This window comes from Chitinophaga niabensis (genome assembly GCF_039545795.1).
Taxonomy (GTDB): Bacteria; Bacteroidota; Bacteroidia; order Chitinophagales; family Chitinophagaceae; genus Chitinophaga; species Chitinophaga niabensis_B.
In genome coordinates this window covers 4798303-4816669 of record NZ_CP154260.1, presented here as the reverse complement: position 1 = coordinate 4816669, position 18367 = coordinate 4798303, and the positions used below count along the sequence as shown (strand labels likewise).

Here is an 18367-nt window from a genome sequence, read left to right as displayed (position 1 = left end):
ACTTTATTTCCTGATAACTATACTCGTTTGAAACCATATCACCGATGCACATTGCAGGCGGATAGCCATAGGTGTGTAATTATAGTTAACCAATCTGCGAGTGTCCTTTAGAAGTTTATGAGTAAGATCACACATCATCCATGGAGTAAACAGAACAATGATACGATTCATCTGTTCAGGATGGAAAATGCCAGCGGTGCTTTTGTAAACCTTAGCAATTATGGGGCGACATTAGTCGCTGCCTATGTTCCTGATAGAAAAGGTTTACTCGGCAATGTTATACTCGGTTTTCCGGACCTGCAGGGATATCTCTGCGATAAAAATTATATCGGGGCCACTATTGGAAGATTTGCTAACAGGATCTCGGGCGCAAAGTTTATCCTCGATGGCCATAGTTATACATTGAATGCTAATGATGGTGGAAATAATATCCATAGTGGCAGTGCCGGATTTAATGCCCGGGTGTTTGATTATGATATTGACCAGCAGACGCTCTCCTTTAGCCTGTTTAGCGAAGATGGTGAAGGAGGTTTTCCGGGTAACCTGGAATTTAAGGTGAGTTACCGCTGGACCGATGACAATGAACTGCTGATTGATTATTGGGCAAGCAGTGATCAGAACACTATCGCCAATTTTACCAATCATGCCTATTTTAACCTTTCAGGCGCTACCACCAAGATATTCGATCACGAACTCACCATCCATTCGAATTACCTGGTTGATGCCGGACCGGACCATATACCTTCCGGCCTGATTATTCCTGCTGCTGACTTGTCTTTTAAGAAGAATAAGATCAGTGAGAAAATAACAGTAAATGATGCCGGTGATGTTTCCGGTCTGAATGTTTGTTATGTGCTGGATGAAGGCGAATGGGCTAAAGTACCGGCTTGTATACTCACATCGCCGCAATCAGGTAGAGTAATGGAGGTGTATACCTCATATCCTGGCTTAATGTTGTATACAGGGGATTATTTGGAAAGCAGCGAAATGGGAAATCACGGAAAGATATACGGACCTTTTGACGGATTGTGTTTAGAATGCCAGTATTTCCCGGATAGCCCCAACCAGTCTTTATTTCCTTCAACAGTATTAACTCCGGGAACTGTTTATCAGCATAGTATTCATTTTAAATTCAGAACAATAACATGAAATTTCTTTTAATTAGCGGGCTTCTCATCATATTCACTTGTAAGGCGGCCAGTGCCATTACGAAACCTAAAAGTTATACACTGGCATCGCCAAATGGCAAACTGCAGTTCAATGTGGTGATAGATGACAGCATTACTTATAGCGTATCGTTAAAAGATCAGCTGGTAATTGCTCCATCTGTAATTTCAATGACATTGGAGAACCAGGTACTGGGAAGGTCCGCAAATATCCGGCAGGTCAGGGAGCATAGATCCAGGGCGCAGATAAAACCCTTGTATGGTAAGGAGGCTGCACTTGATAACGCCTTTAACGAATTGCTGATTGACTTTCAGGGCCATTATGCTATCGCCTTCAGAGCTTATAATGATGGGCTTGCTTATCGTTTCATCACCCACATCGCAGATACGGTAAAAGTAATGGCAGAGCGCGCAGATTTTAACCTTCCTGGCACTCCGCAGGTGATCTTTCCTGAAACAGACAACTTTACTTCCTGGGAAGTTCCCTATGTAACATATAATAAGCTGGCACTGATACCTAACGGGAAAAAGGCCATTACACCCACTTTATTTGCCTATCCGGGATCTGGCCTTAAAGTGGTCATTGCAGAATCAGACCTGTTTGATTATCCCGGTATGTATGTACTTAAAGATAATGGCAAAATGACCGGCTTGTGGTCACGCTATCCTTTAAGTACGGTAATGGGAAGCTGGGGTGATTTTGTATCAGTAGTGAAGGAGAGGTCCGGTTTTATTGCTAAAACCTATGGCGAAAGAAGTTTCCCCTGGAGGGTGATCATAGCTACTGATGACGATAAAACACTGCTTAGCAACCAGCTGATCTACAAATTGGCCACTCCCTCAAAGATCAGCAATACTTCCTGGATAAAACCAGGAAAGGCTGCCTGGGAATGGTGGCATGATGCATTGCTGCCGGGGGCAGCTATTCCCTCCGGTATGGCCAACAGGAACACTGCGCTTTATAACTACTATGTAGATTTTGCAGCAGAAAATCATTTTGAATACCTGATGATCGATGCCGGCTGGTCCGACAATTATAATTTGCTAAAAGTTAACCCAAAGCTGGATGTGCGCAGTGTGATCCAGCGTGCTGCATCAAAACAGGTAGGCGTTTTTCTATGGTGTGTAGCCAGTACATTGATGAAGGACCTTGAAGGACAGCTGGATTTTCTGAAATCTATTGGAGCTGCCGGAATTAAGGTAGATTTTATTGACCGGGACGATCAGCTGGCCATACAATGGTTTGAGCAGATTGCCCGTGAAGCAGCCAAAAGGAACCTGATGGTAAACTTCCATGGTTGCAGCAAACCTACCGGTCTGCAGAGGACCTATCCCAACATTGTAAACTATGAGGCCGTAAGGGGAGCGGAATGTTCAAAATGGGATTATAGTGCCAATCCGGATCATCACTTGCTGATCCCCTTCATCCGCATGCTTGCAGGCCCTATGGATTATACGCCGGGCTCTATGCGGAACAGCAGCAGGGAAACATTTAAACCTGTAGATCCGGGACTACCTTCTACCCAGGGAACAAAGTGTCATGAACTGGCGATGTTTGTGATCTTCGACCAGCCCCTTGCCATGCTTTGTGACTCTCCGGATGAATATCAGAAATACCCGGATGTATTGAAGTTTCTGTCAGCAGTTCCCACTGTATTTGAGGAAACCAGGGTATTGGATGCCCAGGTAGGAGAATATGCTTTAATGGCCAAAAGATATCAGAATAAATGGTTTGTTGGCGCAATGACCAACTGGAATGAACGAACACTACAGCTTGATTTTTCTTTTTTACCTGCCGGCAAAACCTACCTGGTTAATTTATATACGGACGCGGGTAGCATCAATGCTTCAGACTATCATTATCAGACCATGTCAGTTAGCAGCCAAACTAAAATAAAACTCCCGCTGGCTAAGGGAGGAGGAGCGGTTGCTTATATCAATGTAGAATGAGCATATAGTCCATGGTTTAACTGAATATATCCATTGTTCAACTTATAACAAAAAGACAACTTTAAATAACCAAGAAATGACATGACGGACAATAAAAACACATTCAACAGCAGGTACATTATTGGAATTTCATTCATCTCTGCCCTCGGCGGTTATTTGTTTGGGTTCGACTTTGCAGTGATATCTGGAGCCTTGCCGTTCCTGAGAGAACAGTTTATGCTGGATGCCTGGTGGGAGGGTTTTTTAACAGGCTCCTTAGCTTTAGGATGCATAGTGGGCTGTTTAATTGCCGGAAAGCTGGCTGACAGATATGGCAGAAAACCCGGCTTGATGCTCGCTGCTTTTATTTTCGCCATTTCCTCTATCGCAATAGCATTTTCCCCAGGCCTTACTTTCTTCATGCTGATGCGCTTTGCCGCAGGGATCGGCGTTGGAATGGCATCTATGTTATGCCCGATGTACATTGCTGAGATCTCACCTGCAAAAGTACGGGGCCGGAATGTAGCGATCAACCAATTGACTGTGGTGATCGGGATCCTGGTCACCAACCTGGTGAATTACTTTTTGGCTGATACGGGTGAAAATGCCTGGAGGTGGATGTTTGGATTGGGAACAGTACCTTCTGTTTTCTTTTTATTAGGTGTGATGTGGCTTCCAGAAAGCCCGCGTTGGCTACTGAAAGATGGACAGGCTGTAGCAGCCCGGGCAGTTTTAGATAAAATTGGCTCAGCAGAATTTGTTGAAAGTACAGTTTCGGCCATTCAAAGATCGTTGACTGGTACTACTAAACACACTTATAGAGAACTATTTGATAAACGTGTGCGGCCTGCCGTAGCTGTTGGGATCACTTTAGCAGTATTCCAGCAGTTCTGCGGGATCAATGTGGTGTTCAATTATACTTCCACCATATTTGAATCTGTTGGAGCAAATCTCGACAGGCAGCTTTTTGAAACTGTTGCGATCGGATTTGTGAACCTGGTGTTTACCCTGCTGGCCATGTGGCAGGTGGATAAATTGGGCCGCCGCCCACTGATGCTGATCGGCTCATTGGGATTATCTATCGTATACATCATCCTGGCGTTTATGCTGCAAAAACAGTTCCCCGCAGGTATGGTTTCCATTTTTGTTTTATTGGCCATTAGCATGTATGCGATTTCCCTGGCGCCGGTAACCTGGGTGTTGATCTCAGAGATCTTTCCAAACAAGATAAGGGGCATGGCTTCATCAGTGGCCATTGTTTCTCTTTGGGGTGCCTACTTTATCCTGGTGTTTACATTTCCTATCCTCGCTAAAAAATTAGGTGCATACGGGCCGTTCTATCTCTATGCAGGCATCTGTTTCCTGGGCTTTCTCTTTGTGTTAAGGAAAGTCAGGGAAACCAAAGGACAAACCCTTGAAGAACTTGAAGACAATTTAATAAGACATTAGTATGAAAACAGCACAAGTAAACGTGTGGGAAGAAGAAGTGATCATACCCACCTATGGTATCGGTAAACCAGACAAGAACCCTATGTTCTTTGAAAAACGCATTTACCAGGGCAGCAGTGGCGTAGTTTATCCTAACCCGGTTATCGAAAAGATATATGATGAAAAAGCTGACAAGGCTTATAAAGGACTTTTCCTGGAGAACGAATACCTGAAGATCATGATCCTGCCGGAACTTGGAGGCAGGATACAGATGGCATATGATAAGATCAAACAGCGGCATTTTATTTACTACAATCAGGTGATCAAACCTGCGCTGGTGGGACTTACAGGCCCATGGATATCAGGAGGGATCGAGTTCAACTGGCCCCAGCACCATCGTCCCAGTACATTTGATCCTGTGGATTATAAGATTGAAGAAAATCCAGACGGAAGCATGACCGTATGGGTGAACGAAGTGGAGCAGATGTTCCACACAAAGGGGCTTGCTGGTTTTACATTACATCCCGGTAAAGCCTATATTGAGATCAAAGCTAAGCTGCTTAACCGCTCGAGCTTACCCCAGACTTTTCTCTGGTGGGCCAATCCGGCCGTAAAGGTTAATGACCATTATCAGTCTGTATTTCCTCCCGATGTGAATGCTGTGTTTGATCACGGCAAACGTGATGTATCCACTTTTCCAATTGCCACCGGCACTTATTACAAAGTAAATTATGCCCCGGGAACAGATATATCTATGTATAAGAATATTCCCGTCCCTACTTCCTACATGGCCATTAATTCTGCTTATGACTTTGTAGGCGGCTACGAACACGATTCAAGGGGTGGATTACTTCATGTGGCCAACCACCATGTTTCTCCCGGTAAAAAGCAGTGGACATGGGGGCATAGTGATTTTGGACAGGCCTGGGACAGGAACCTTACTGATGAAGACGGGCCTTATATAGAACTGATGACCGGTATGTTTACAGACAATCAGCCGGATTTTACCTGGCTGTTGCCGAATGAAGAAAAATCCTTTACCCAGTATTTTATGCCCTACCGGGAATTGGGTATGGTAAAAAATGCTACCCGGGATATCTTGCTGGCATTGGACGTACACGAGGGCTTAGCAGAACTAAAGATCTATGTAACTTCATTTCAGAAAGACATACGCATTCAGCTCTTTTATGAAGGAACTGAACTCTTCAACGATCAGGTAAGTATTGATCCAAAGCAGGTGTATGTCAAAAAAATAAACCTGCCGGAAGCGGTAAAGGAAAACGGTTTGTTATTGATCATCCACTCCGAAAAGGGCAATGAGCTCATCAGGTACGAACCGGCAGCCAATAAAATGAATGCGATCCCGGAAGCTGCAAAACCAGCAGTTGCACCTGAACTGGCGGAAAATAATGAACAGTTATTTTTAGCTGGCCAGCACCTCGAACAATATCGTCACGCAACCTATAGCCCGGTGCCCTATTATGAAGAAGCCTTAAAACGTGATCCTCAGGACATCAGGTGTAACAATGCACTAGGCCTTTGGTACCTGCGGAGAGGTCAGTTTGGCCAAAGCGAACCCTATTTCAGAAAGGCCATCCAGACAAGTACACAGCGCAATCCAAACCCTTATGATACGGAGCCTTATTACAACCTGGCTTTAAGCCTTAAGTTCCAGAATAAGCCTGATGAAGCCTATCAGTTTTTTTATAAAGCAACATGGGGTAAAGCCTGGAAAGACAGTGGATACTTTGCCGTAGCGCAGATAGACATAGCCCGGGGAGATCACGAACTGGCCTTAGAACACATCAATGCTGCAATAGATAGTAATGCCAACAATAGCAAAGCCTACGTTATCAAAGCTGCTGCATACAGGAAGATGGGACAATATGATCAGGCCATCTCAGTCTGCAAAGCTGCTCTGATCAGAGATCCGTTTAATTTGGGCGCACTATATGAACTTTCACTGGCTTTGGGGGCAACATTTCAAACTGCTGCATGTAGCGCTGCTTTGGAAGAGCTGCTGAAACTGTCCAGGGGATATGAGCATAATTTTATTACCTACGCGCTGGATTATGCTGCGGCAGGATTGTATGGTGAAGCATCAGACCTGCTCCGGCATGCAGTTAAACAAACAGGAACTCATCCGATGGTGTATTATCATATGGCCCTGTTTGCTCATCACCTGCACAAGAAGGATAAGGCCGAAGACCTGCTCAGCAAAGCAGCTGAAGCAGATCCTTATTTATGTTTTCCAAATAGGCTGGAAGATATAAACGCTTTGCAGCTGGCCATATCACTTCGTCCGGAAGATCCCCGGGCCCCTTATTACCTGGGTAACCTGTTTTACGACAAGCGCCAGTATTTACTTGCCATACATTATTGGGAGAACGCTGCCAAGACAGATCCCGGTTTCCCAACGGTATGGAGAAATCTTGGCATTGCATATTTTAATAAGCTGAATGATCAGCAGAAAGCTTTAATGTGCTTTGAAAAAGCATTTGAGCTGGATCCCGAAGATGATCGTGTACTGATGGAGCTTCACCAACTCTACAAAAGATTGAACCATACGCCCTGGGAAAGGCTGAAGTTTTTGGTGAAACATCAGGAAACCGCTGCTCGAAGGGATGATGTTTACCTGGAAATGATTACGATCTATAATTTTATTGGTGATCATGCCAAAGCCATACAACTGCTCAGGAACAGGCAGTTCCATCCCTGGGAAGGCGGAGAAGGTAAAGCTTCCGGACAGTATGTGTATGCGCTGGTACAAACAGCAAAGATGATGATTGCAGATGGGCATCCCGGGCAAGCCATTGAACTGTTGAAACAGGCCCAGATCTATCCCCATAACCTGGGTGAAGGAAAGTTGTTCGGAACACAGGAGAACGAGATATTTTACCTGATGGGCTGCGCTTTTAATGACCTCGGTGATCAGCAGCAGGCCATTACTTATTTCCAAAAAGCGACTATCGGGAGTACGGAACCTGCTGCCGCTATTTTCTATAATGATCAGCAACCGGACAAGATCTTTTACCAGGGGCTGGCATGGAAAAAGCTGGGAGATCAGGAAAAAGCAACCGGAATTTTTAAACGCCTGGTCAATTATGGCCTGCAACACATGACAGACGATGTAAAAATTGATTATTTTGCTGTTTCACTACCCAATCTGCTGGTATTTGAAGATGATCTCCAAATGAGGAATAAGGTCCATTGCCTTTTCATTAGTGGTCTGGGATACCTGGGATTAGGGTCAAATGAACTGGCGAACCGTTCGTTCCTTGATGTGCTCAGTCTTGATGCTGAACACCTGGGAGCTAAACAACATCTTGAAATCCAGAAACCGATAATAGATCTTATAGATTAGTTAGACCACATGAATTACATGAAACAATTTATCCCTGCAGCTTTATTGATGATATGTACACTCCAGAGTGTTGGTCAAACTATCATTCCAATAGAGACCAGGCATAATGCTCTGGTACTTCAGGCTGATGCCAAAAGGAACCTCGCTACTATTTACTTTGGCAGGAAATTGTCCGGCACGGAAGAATATGCACACATTCCGGCTGCTTACAAGCAGGCGGGAGACTATACTGGTAGCCTGAATGCAGCCTATGCCACTTCAGGGTCTAAAAGCCTGTTTGAACCTGCGATAAGTGTCAGCCATGCAGATGGGAATAATTCGCTCGACTTACGGTACGTGAGCCATCATGTAACAAAAGTGGATGACGATGTGTCTTTGACTACGGTACTTTTGAAAGATCCTGTCTATGATTTCCAGGTAACGCTTTATTATAAAACCTATTTCAGAGATGATGTGGTTGAGCAATGGAGTATCGTTAAACATCGGGAAAAAGGGAATGTTTTATTACACAAATATGCATCAGCCAACTTATACCTGAAAGCAGATGGCGGATTCTGGCTGACACAATACCATGGAGACTGGGCTAAAGAAATGCAGCCTGAGGAATCAAAAGTTACCCATGGTATAAAAACGTTAGACAGTAAACTTGGCACAAGAACAAATTTGTTTATGCCATCGGTATTTATGGTGTCATTGAATAAACCTGCTACAGAAGATGAAGGGACTGTACTATATGGTTCCCTGGAGTACAGTGGGAATTTCAGGACTGACCTGGAGCTGGATTATCAGGACAATCTAAAGATCATCTCGGGCATCAATAATTATGCTTCTGTATACACGCTTAAGCCAAATGAAGAATTTGAGACACCGGCATTCCTATACACCTTGTCCAGCACCGGAAAAGGTACTGCAAGCAGGAACATGCACAACTGGGCCAGGCAATATAAATTGCTGGATGGCAAAGGAACAAGACTCACATTGCTGAATAACTGGGAAGCCACTTATTTCGACTTTTCGGAAAGCAAACTATTTGAACTGCTGAAGGATACCAAAAAGCTGGGCGTGGATATGTTTCTGCTGGATGACGGCTGGTTTGCCAACAAGTATCCGCGCAATGGCGATGTTGCCGGCCTGGGCGACTGGGAAGAAAATAAAGCCAAGCTGCCAAACGGGATATCTTCTCTTGTGAGGGAAGCACAAGCCAATGGGGTGAAATTCGGGATCTGGATTGAGCCTGAAATGGTCAACCCTAAAAGTAATTTGTACGAAAAACATCCTGATTGGGTTATCAGGCAGCCCAAACGCGAGGAATATTATTTCAGGAACCAGCTTGTACTGGACCTAAGCAACCCTAAAGTGCAGGACTTTGTGTTCGGCGTAGTCAATGATCTGCTGACCAAAAATCCAGAACTTGCATATATCAAATGGGATTGTAATGCAGTCATCTACAATGCTTATTCTGCCACTTTGGGCAACCAGGATCATTTTTATATTGAATACATGCGCGGTCTGTATAAAGTGCTGGAAAGGATACGCAGTAAATATCCGGCTGTGCCCATGATGCTTTGCTCAGGTGGTGGTGGCCGTGTAGATTATGCAGCCCTGAAATACTTTACGGAATTCTGGCCAAGTGACAATACTGATCCTTTGGAACGGATCTTTATCCAATGGCAGAACTCCTATTTTTATCCGGCCATCACATCTTCCAACCATGTGACCGATTGGGGCAAACAACCCATTAAATTTCGTACGGATGTGGCTATGATGGGTAAGTTGGGTTTTGATATTGTAATAAAGCATCTGAACGGCAATGATCTGAATTATGTGCAGCAGGCAGTAAAAACATATAACAACATCAAATCTATCATCTGGCAAGGTGATCAATACCGGTTGGCTAATCCAACAGAGAGCAGCCTGGCATCCATGCTGTATGTGAACTCAGCGAAAACTTCTGCCGTCATGTTCAATTTCCTGGTGAATAACCGTTACGATCAGGGCAGTAAATTTCCTGTTCGGTTAAAGGGGTTGGATCCAGCCAAACACTATCGCATCAAAGAACTGAATGTATATCCCGGAACCAGCTCAACAATAGATCCGGCCAAAACATATACCGGGGAATTCCTGATGACCATAGGTTTTAATCCTCATGTAAATACAGGCAGAACCAGTGTGATATTGGAAATAGAAAGTAATTAGGTTTTGCATAAGACCTAATTACTTTTGGAAATGACCTCTTTGATCTCCCCGTTTACTTTTACTTTGACTTTCTTTGCTTTTGTTGAGCTGATCCTGTAGGTGATGATCTTTCCATCTTTCCAATTCATATCTACAGTGAAGTTTCCACGGGCTTTCAAACCTTTTACATTTCCATAGGCTTTCCATGCATCTGGCAATGCAGGGATCAGGTCGATAAAGCCATCATGACTTTGTATCAGCATTTCGGCCAGGCCGGCAGCGGCACCAAAGTTTCCGTCTATCTGAAATGGAGGTCCGGCAGACAACATATTTGGGTATACTCCACCGCCTGCTCCATAATTGATATCCAACCTGAGGGTAGGTTTGAGCAGCTCTTTAAAAAGTTTAAAAGCGCGGTTGCCGTCCTGAAGTCTTGCCCAGAACAATAATTTATATGCAATGGTCCAGCTTGGGCCATCATCTCCTCTTACTTCCAGGGTTTTCCTGGCTGCCTGGGCCAGCGCCGGCGTATGGGTTGGTGTAATTAATGAGGCAGGATACAGGCCATATAAGTGGGAGATGTGACGATGCTGAGGATCTGTTTCTTTATAATCCTCTATCCATTCCTGGATACGGCCATCTTTACTGATCACGCCTGCAGGGGGTACCAGCTTCAATCGGTTTTCCAGCTCTTTTCTGAAATCTGCATCGATGCCTAAAACCGTAGAAGCGGTGATCACATTGTTAAACAGTTCTCTGATGATCTGATTGTCGATAGTTGGCCCCATGGAAATACTGGCAGTCTTTCCGTTTGGCAGGTAAAAAGTATTCTCCGGAGATACAGAAGGGGAGGTCAGCATCCAGCCCGTTTTAGGATCTTTAACCTGTGCATTTTTATAGAATAGCGCAGACCCTTTTAACACCGGATAGATCTCTTTGAGGTACTTCAGATCCATGCTAAAAGCATAATGTTCCCAAAGATTGTTGCACAACCAGCCTGAACCTGCATTGGCCGCTCCCCAGGATGCACTTTCTCCCGGCTCTGTAAAACCCCATACATTGGTGATCACATGGGCGATCCAGCCTTCAGCATTATAATATGCCTTTGCTGTTCTTTCACCAGGTTTTACCAGGCCCTTTACCAGATCTGCGAGGGGAAGATTTAGTTCTGAAAGATTAGCTACTTCCACAGGCCAATGGTTCATCTGCACGTTCACATCCAAATGGTAATCTCCGTTCCAGGGTGTGTTAATCTCTTTAGCCCATAATCCCTGCAGGTTTGGAGGGAGCAGGCCAACCCTTGTGCTGCTGATGCTAAGGTACCGTCCATACTGAAAAAAAAGTGCGGCCATCCCCGGATCCAATTCAGAGCGTTTGTAAAAAGCCGCCAGACGGGAATCGGTGGGCTGCTCCTCTATTTTTCCAGATCCAAGATCGATGCTTAATCTTTTAAACAGTTTGCTGAAACTGGCAATGTGCCTGGCCTTCTGTGTTTCATAAGGCTTATTCATCGCCCCCGTCAGATATTGCTGCGTTTTTTCTTTAAATGCATTCCCTCTGAAGTCAGTGGCTGCTGAAACATAAATGATCAGTTCCGTTGCGTCTTTAATGATCAGGGAGTTTTGATCTGAACGTAAGTTTCCTCCCTTTAGCTTAACACTTACCCTGGCCAGGTATTGCATTCCCTTACCATCCGTTCCATTATCAAGCTGCCCCGACATCTGCAACTGTTGACCCTCAGTTTTAACAGTAAACTTTTCAGGACGGTTAATGACGATCCTGCAATTGATCATCCCGGATTTGTCTGAGCTGATCTTTATGATATCCACATCATCATCAAAACTGCTAAAATATTCCCTTTTATATTTTACCTGGTTCAAAGTATAACTGCAGCTGGCAATGGCGCTGTCCAGGGACAGTTCGCGTTTATAGTCTTTCGGAACGGCATCCCCGCCCTTATGGTTATAATGGATCTCAAGAGCGCCCAGGGTTTGGTATTTTCCCCACTGCGCGCCACCGGAGCCGGGGCCTTTACATACAAAATCACGGTTTACCAATTCCTGTGCTTCATCATTTTTTCCTTCAAGGATCAACTTTCTTATAGCCGGAAGGCTTTTGTGAGCTTCATAATTATTTGCATCCTGCTCAGATCCTGACCAGAGCGTGATATCGTTGAGCACAATTTTTTCATTTGTTAGTCCGCCGTCAGGGGTCATTCCCAATCGGCCATTGCCAAGAGGTAAAGTTTCCTCCCATAATTTTGCCGGCTTATCATACCATAACTTTAAGGACTTTTGCTGTGCATGAACAGATGCAGATAAGCAAGACAACAGTATGAATAAAATGCGGTTATACATGGAACTTGATTCAGTTTAAATGATGGAACTCAAAAATATCCTGTATTACCGGACTGTGCAATGGATTATACTTGTTAAATAATGGATAAAATGACCTTGTCCTGCAAAACTTTACAGCATCTCTGAAAGAAATTTTAGTTGTATCTTATATCTGTTATCTCAAAACATATCACTATGGCAAAAACGGATTATAAAACAATTGATGAATATCATAAGGTTCATCCGGCGGAAGTACAGCAAAGAATGCAATCCATTCGTGAAATTGTTCACAAAGTAGTGCCCGAAGCTGAAGAAGTGATAAGTTACCAGATCCCCTGTTTTAAGTATAAAGGTTATCTGGTCTATTATTCCGCAGCTAGTAAACATATTTCCTTATCCAGTCCATGGAGTGCTGAGCTGCTTAAAACGTTTGAAAAGGAACTGAAAGGATATAAGGTATCTAAATCCGCAATTCAGTTTCCTAATCAAGACCCACTGCCTTTGGATCTGATAAAGAAGATCATTGCATACAGGAAAAAGGAGAACGAAGGAAAGGCTTAATGCTGCAACGCTTCACGTAACAGATCATCTGCCTCCGGGTAGCCGGAAGGTAAAGGTATGTTTGCAGGAGATGCTCCGGCATCCAGCAAGGCTTTTATTGAATCAGTTGAACGCCGGTACGTCCAGTAAGAATCTACGCAGGCCTTTACAGCCAACGCTAATGGAGTATTGCCATTCTTATCCGGTACATCAATGTATGCGCCCCGTTCAATGAGTAGTTGCACAATAGCCGGCCAGCCAGGCCAGGTAGCTTTGATAAATGCTGTGCGGAGAGACATATTTAAATATGTTGATCTAAAAGGATCGTATTACCATCAGGGTCCGTGATGATGAAACTCGCAGGGCCGGTTTACCCGATACCAGCTACATTGCCGTAAAGCAGTAGCTTCAATACGTCTGAGTCTCTCAGATGCCAGCTGCCCCAGGAAATAGGGGTGTCTCCATTGGCATCTTTAACGGATGGGTCTGCACCGGCTTCTATCAACAATTTAACAATGGCTACGTTCCCATAGGCCGCAGCTCTATGAAGTGGTGTTTCAGCTTTCAGGAAAGCATCTCTCATGAAGCAAAGCGTTTCCGCACCTTTAATGGTTTTTTTGTTCACATCTGTGCCGGCATTCACCAGTAACCTCACAATTTCAGTTCTTTGATCTATTTCGCTGGTTTTGGAGATGGTGTAATGCAGTGCATTCTCACCAGTATTAACGAAAGTGAAATTTGGGTCTGCGCCTTTTTCCAGGAACCATTTTACGGATGCTGTTTGGCCATTATAGGCGGCATTGCAAAGGAGGTTATTATCTTCCAGGGTTATATCAGCACCTAAATTGTAGTATAGGTCCAGCGCTTCAATATTACCTTCCCAGGCGGCAGAAAACACAGCACAGTATCCCCATTGATCACTGTAGTTAATATTGGCTCCCTGGGAAGCCAGTTTTTCTACGGTGGCCAGATCGCCTTTCAGGGCAGCGTCCAGTAATTGCTGATCTATATCTGACATTATCTTAAAGCTACGAAAAAAATAAGCTCCGGAAGGCTCCGGAGCTTAAAAAACTATTTGGAAGAATAGATCAACGGGTTCTGCAATTCATTTACCAATGGGTCCCCGACTTTCAGGGTTTTCATGTACTCATCAGGCAATACATTCGGTATCCCGTTATAAGTATTCCCGTCCGGCATATAGGCACAGGTCATTGCTCTTCGCTGTCCCGGGGTCATATTTGCATGTGCGCCGTGAATAGTTAATCCGTTATGGAAAGAGCAACTGCCAGCTTTCATGGGAGCAGCAACAGATTTAGAAGTGCGGAAGGAGGGATAGTTAGTAAAAATAGCATCCATGTTTTTGCCAATGCCGGGATTATCAAAACTGGTTTCTTTTTGGGAGCCGGGTATAAAGAATAAACAACCATTTTCAAGTGTGGCATCATCCAATGCTACCCAGATGGACAAAGCCCTCCTGTCTGAAAAAGACCAGAAAGGTGTATCCAGGTGCCAGGAAGTGGGATTCGCCCAGGGCTTTTTGATCAGTGCCTGATCATGCCAGATCCGGATCCCATCAACCCCTGCCAGCTTAGCAGCCATTTCTCCTATCCTGGGATCGAACATGAGTTGCTTAACTTTTTCATTCGTTTGCCATAGATTGATCATCTGATCAAATACTTTATTGAAGTATTCTGCATCATTATTTATACCATCATCTTCTCCTGCTTTAATAGCTTTTCCGGGCATCTTCTGACCTTTCCTTTGCTCCACTGCTTCTGTTACTGCTGATCTCCAGGTCTCCAGTTCTTCCGCATTCAGGAAGTTTTCAATAACAATGTACCCATCATTCTGATAGGATGAAATTTGCTGTGGTGTGATAGTTGTATTCATTGTTCATGGAATTTATTATTATCAAAATTAGGCAAAGCCCCGGTTTACTGGTTTTACCAAAGCAAGCGGTGTTTTACCTTTCTGATATTTTTTACTATCTTAAGTCCATGCCTTATGGAGAACTATCATAAATACCTGAACATCTCGGGGTTTGAAAAAAGCTGGGGCTTTTACGTCAACACCGTGGGGGCTACAAGGGTAGGTCCTAATAAAAATTACCCGGACAATCGTGAGCATCCGAGTGATCACTCCTTTACCTGGAATAAGGGAAGGATACTGGATAGCTATTACATCGTTTATATCACAAAGGGAGAAGGCGTACTGGAATCTGCGAAAACAAAACCGATCCCGATCAAGGCTGGTTCCTGTTTTTTTCTGTATCCGGGTGTATGGCACAGGTATAAGCCACATCCGCGTTCAGGATGGGAAGAATATTGGGTTGGGTTCAATGGCAGTTATCCTGCGGAGCTAATGCAGAAAGGGATTTTTGCTGCAGAAGACCCTTGCCTGCATGTAGGGCTTCATGAAGAATTACTGCAGCTCTTTCATGCACTGATACGGCATGTAAGAATGGCTGAAGTAGGCTACCGCCAGACGGTTACAGGTATTACACTACAGATCCTGGCTGTACTGAATGCTATATCGAAATACAAAACGCCGGATGCAGAGGATCATTCCTCAAAATTAATCTCCAAAGCAAAATTCCTGTTGCAGGAATCCATAGAAACACCGGTCAGCCTGGAGGAAATGGTGAAGGAATTGCCCATGGGTTATTCGAAGTTTAGAAAGCTGTTCAAAGAGGTAACAGGTACTTCTCCTAATCAATACCATCTGGATCTAAGACTGGATAAGGCAAGGGAGTTGATCTTATCTACCAACCTAACCATTAATGAAGTAGCATTTAAGACAGGCTTTAGCTCTATCTTTTATTTCTCCCGTTTGTTCAAGAAAAAGAATGGATTGTCTCCTAAAGAGTATAGGGACGCAGCAGGTGCCTAAAGTATGTCTCCAACAGTAAACCTGGTATTGGGCTGACATTTCCTTTTTATAGAAAGGATGCCATCTTCTTTTATAAAGATGTGCTGAGTTTCATTATTGACAGACACCTGGAAGGTTGAGCGTGGTGGTAATCCTTTCAGTATAAATTGATAATCGCCGGGGGACTTAATGGTCCATGAATAAGCATCTAACCGCAAGGGAGTAATTTCCATAGCAATAACTGGGTTAGAGCTGCTTATTGCAATCGTCCTTGTTTCTTTATTATGAGGATAATAGGTAAGTGTATTCCCTTTCCTGCTTGCCCCAAAGCTTTCGGGGCTTTTGATTGAAAAACTATTCGTGCTCATCAGGTAATCATTCTCACTAAGTTGCAGGTTGTAAACTGTATCGCGAAGGGTATATGAGAACTTGGCCCCATTCAGCGGGCTGCTCATATTCGGCTCAATGCCCATCCTGTTCCATTTTGGGCGGATCCCGTAGATGTCTGTGTAAAGCGCTGTTATGCTGGTGCAGATGCCTGCGAGGATATCATCTCCTAATCCCAGTTGTGTAACCCTGCTGTACCGTTGTGAAGAGAGGCCATCCTTCTTATACTGTTCAAGGATGTTGCGGATGTATTTAAGGGCAATGTCTTTGTTATGCCTGGTATAAGCCCTCACCCCAAGATATCCCCAGGTAGGAAATATATCCCCGTTTTCGTATTTAGGGAAAGGCCAGTTGTTGCTATGCACTTCTTCTCTTTTGAAGGAATCAAAACACAAAGGCCAGTGAAAGAGTTTTTCAGCTGCGGTTCTTTTCTCTATCTGCTCAAGCACCATAGCGATCCGTTGGGGATCATGGCAGATACCGAATGCAATAGCTGCAAAATTAACAGGGGTAACTAGGTTGTCGCCATGAACGGAACCATCTTTATCCCTCCAGTATACATATTGCTGTTTGGCTTCTGACCAGAAACCGCCTTCTTCTACCGGTTTGTTAAAGGCGGTTTTTAACCGCCAGGCTATTGCTGCATAGTGTTCTGCTTTCTCCTGGTTGCCCAGTATCTTTTCACATGAAGACCAGAGCGTTAAAGCTTCGTATAGCTGCGCATTCACAAAAGAATTCTCAAAACTTGCCCATACAATATCTATCCAGTCGCTGGCCTTTTTGTCTGTGATGCCATCATTCATCATTTCAAAGATGCCGTTGTTGTTGGAGTCGCGTTGAATAAGCCAGTCCAATGCTTTTTCGCAACTTAGTTGGTGGGAGCGAAGCCAGTTAGTATCACCATTGAGATCAAATTGCTCGCTGGTGTTGATCACATAACCGGTTTGGGAGTCGATGGTGTATCCCCACACGGCTTCGTAGTATCCGGTTTGGGCATTATAGGTTCCGCGTATTTCATCTCCTGGTACATTATGCCAGCGGGAGAGCACACGGCCATTTTTCAGCATGGCCAGATCACGTTCCTGGTCTAATGTTGCGGACATATTCCTAGTATAGTTTTCATCATTCAACGCTGTTCCGATCTGGGCGAAGAATGGTTCGTGAAGGCATTTCCAATTGGTAAGCCAGCCATTTGCCCCTACAATGTTATTATCTACCACGCCATACCGGCCGGTTGTATTCAACAACTCTCTTACCGCTACTGCATCAATGCCGGGAAGTGTTCCTCTTGAATATTGTTTGTTATAATCCACATACTGTAATTCATAACTGGCGGTTACTTTTCCCTTCCTCACTTCAAAAGGAGCAAATACATCTGCCTTTTTAGCCACATAACGGCTTAAATTATAACGTTGCTGCAATGAGGAGTCAGTAACTAATTGCGTGAAGGTAAATTCATTTTGAGGGCTGTGAGAGTATTTAGCTGCGATCTTGCTGTTGGATGCTGCAGTGATGCGGAGTGCATCTCCTGATATTGTATTCCAGAAAGTAACACCTCCGGTATGAACACCATAAGTATCATTTATTTCTTTGAGATACTTACACCAGACCATACCTCCGTTATCCATAATACCCCCTTTCCAGACATCCAGGCCGGAGAAGTTCCATTGAGGGAATGCCATCTCTTCCAGTGTAGCAGCCTGATTATATTCCCTTATAATGTTCCATTGTATTTTATCTCCCTTTATTTTGAAGACCCATTCTTCTTTTATGGTACTGTAGTTTATTCCGCTAATAGTCACAGTCCCTGCATTTTTGATCACTTTGATATTGCTGGAGGAGTTGAGAGAAGAGGAGCTACCACTTTGGGTACGGATACCTGTATAGATGCCGGAGGGAGACAAGGTATTTTTGCCTTTTATATTCAGCTGCTTAATCATACAGCCATTGGAATAATCGATCGTAATGGAAAGTTTCTTATCAGGAACAGTGAGGGTAATGGTTTTATGCTGTCCTTTTCCCGTTGCATGAAAAAGGAATAATATCGTGGAAAGGATCAGGATGAATCTGGCCATCAGTTAGGATTATCCTTCAAATCTAAATGAATTGGTTTTGCGGAAAGAGCGTTTTCTTTGCACTTTCTGATATTTGCGCATTTATTTATAATTCATAAC

12 protein-coding genes are annotated in these 18367 nt (G+C 44.1%); 7 read left to right on the top strand and 5 right to left on the bottom strand.

The genetic code is table 11. The features are described from left to right. Positions 1–117: 117 nt before the first annotated feature. The 5 genes from AAHN97_RS19085 (at position 118) to AAHN97_RS19065 (ending at position 10083) form a co-directional block, all read left to right on the top strand. Complete coding sequence (locus AAHN97_RS19085) at positions 118–1149, top strand: aldose epimerase family protein (protein WP_343303666.1); 1032 nt, start codon at positions 118–120, stop codon at positions 1147–1149. After that, positions 1146–3116 (top strand): glycoside hydrolase family 97 protein, encoded by a 1971-nt coding sequence (locus AAHN97_RS19080; protein WP_343303665.1) that lies wholly within the window; start codon positions 1146–1148, stop codon positions 3114–3116. The genes AAHN97_RS19085 and AAHN97_RS19080 overlap by 4 nt, the downstream gene beginning before the upstream one ends. Before the next feature lie 81 nt (positions 3117–3197). Next, positions 3198–4544, top strand: coding sequence for a sugar porter family MFS transporter (locus AAHN97_RS19075; protein WP_343303664.1), 1347 nt, complete (start codon positions 3198–3200; stop codon positions 4542–4544). A gap of 1 nt (position 4545) precedes the next feature. Further along, positions 4546–7887 (top strand): DUF5107 domain-containing protein, encoded by a 3342-nt coding sequence (locus tag AAHN97_RS19070; protein ID WP_343303663.1) that lies wholly within the window; start codon positions 4546–4548, stop codon positions 7885–7887. An 18-nt stretch (positions 7888–7905) separates the two neighbouring features. After that, entirely contained in the window at positions 7906–10083 is a 2178-nt protein-coding gene (locus AAHN97_RS19065; RefSeq protein ID WP_343303662.1) for an alpha-galactosidase, read from the top strand. A 14-nt stretch (positions 10084–10097) separates the two neighbouring features. Here the strand turns inward: AAHN97_RS19065 and AAHN97_RS19060 are convergent, their stop codons facing one another. Continuing rightward, positions 10098–12419 carry a glycoside hydrolase family 95 protein gene (locus AAHN97_RS19060; protein WP_343303661.1) on the bottom strand — a complete coding sequence of 774 codons (2322 nt, stop codon included), beginning with the start codon at positions 12417–12419 and terminating at the stop codon, positions 10098–10100. A 174-nt stretch (positions 12420–12593) separates the two neighbouring features. Here AAHN97_RS19060 and AAHN97_RS19055 point away from each other — a divergent pair, with 174 nt between their 5' ends. After that, the gene (locus tag AAHN97_RS19055; RefSeq protein WP_343303660.1) at positions 12594–12959 is read left to right on the top strand and encodes an iron chaperone; all 366 of its coding nucleotides are present in this window, start codon (positions 12594–12596) and stop codon (positions 12957–12959) included. Here the strand turns inward: AAHN97_RS19055 and AAHN97_RS19050 are convergent. The 3 genes from AAHN97_RS19050 to AAHN97_RS19040 form a co-directional block, all read right to left on the bottom strand. Then, positions 12956–13237 carry a hypothetical protein gene (locus AAHN97_RS19050; RefSeq protein WP_343303659.1) on the bottom strand — a complete coding sequence of 94 codons (282 nt, stop codon included), beginning with the start codon at positions 13235–13237 and terminating at the stop codon, positions 12956–12958. The two genes, AAHN97_RS19055 and AAHN97_RS19050, sit on opposite strands and share 4 nt — an antisense overlap. 71 nt (positions 13238–13308) lie before the next feature. Next, the gene (locus AAHN97_RS19045) at positions 13309–13956 is read right to left on the bottom strand and encodes an ankyrin repeat domain-containing protein (protein WP_343303658.1); all 648 of its coding nucleotides are present in this window, start codon (positions 13954–13956) and stop codon (positions 13309–13311) included. 53 nt (positions 13957–14009) lie between these two features. Next, positions 14010–14828, bottom strand: a complete 819-nt coding sequence (locus AAHN97_RS19040) for a phytanoyl-CoA dioxygenase family protein (RefSeq protein WP_343303657.1) — start codon at positions 14826–14828, stop codon at positions 14010–14012. Between the two features lie 114 nt (positions 14829–14942). Here AAHN97_RS19040 and AAHN97_RS19035 point away from each other — a divergent pair, with 114 nt between their 5' ends. Next, the gene (locus AAHN97_RS19035; RefSeq protein WP_343303656.1) at positions 14943–15827 is read left to right on the top strand and encodes an AraC family transcriptional regulator; all 885 of its coding nucleotides are present in this window, start codon (positions 14943–14945) and stop codon (positions 15825–15827) included. Here AAHN97_RS19035 and AAHN97_RS19030 read toward each other — a convergent pair. Then, positions 15824–18268 (bottom strand): hypothetical protein, encoded by a 2445-nt coding sequence (locus AAHN97_RS19030; protein WP_343303655.1) that lies wholly within the window; start codon positions 18266–18268, stop codon positions 15824–15826. The two genes, AAHN97_RS19035 and AAHN97_RS19030, sit on opposite strands and share 4 nt — an antisense overlap. Positions 18269–18367: the final 99 nt, after the last annotated feature.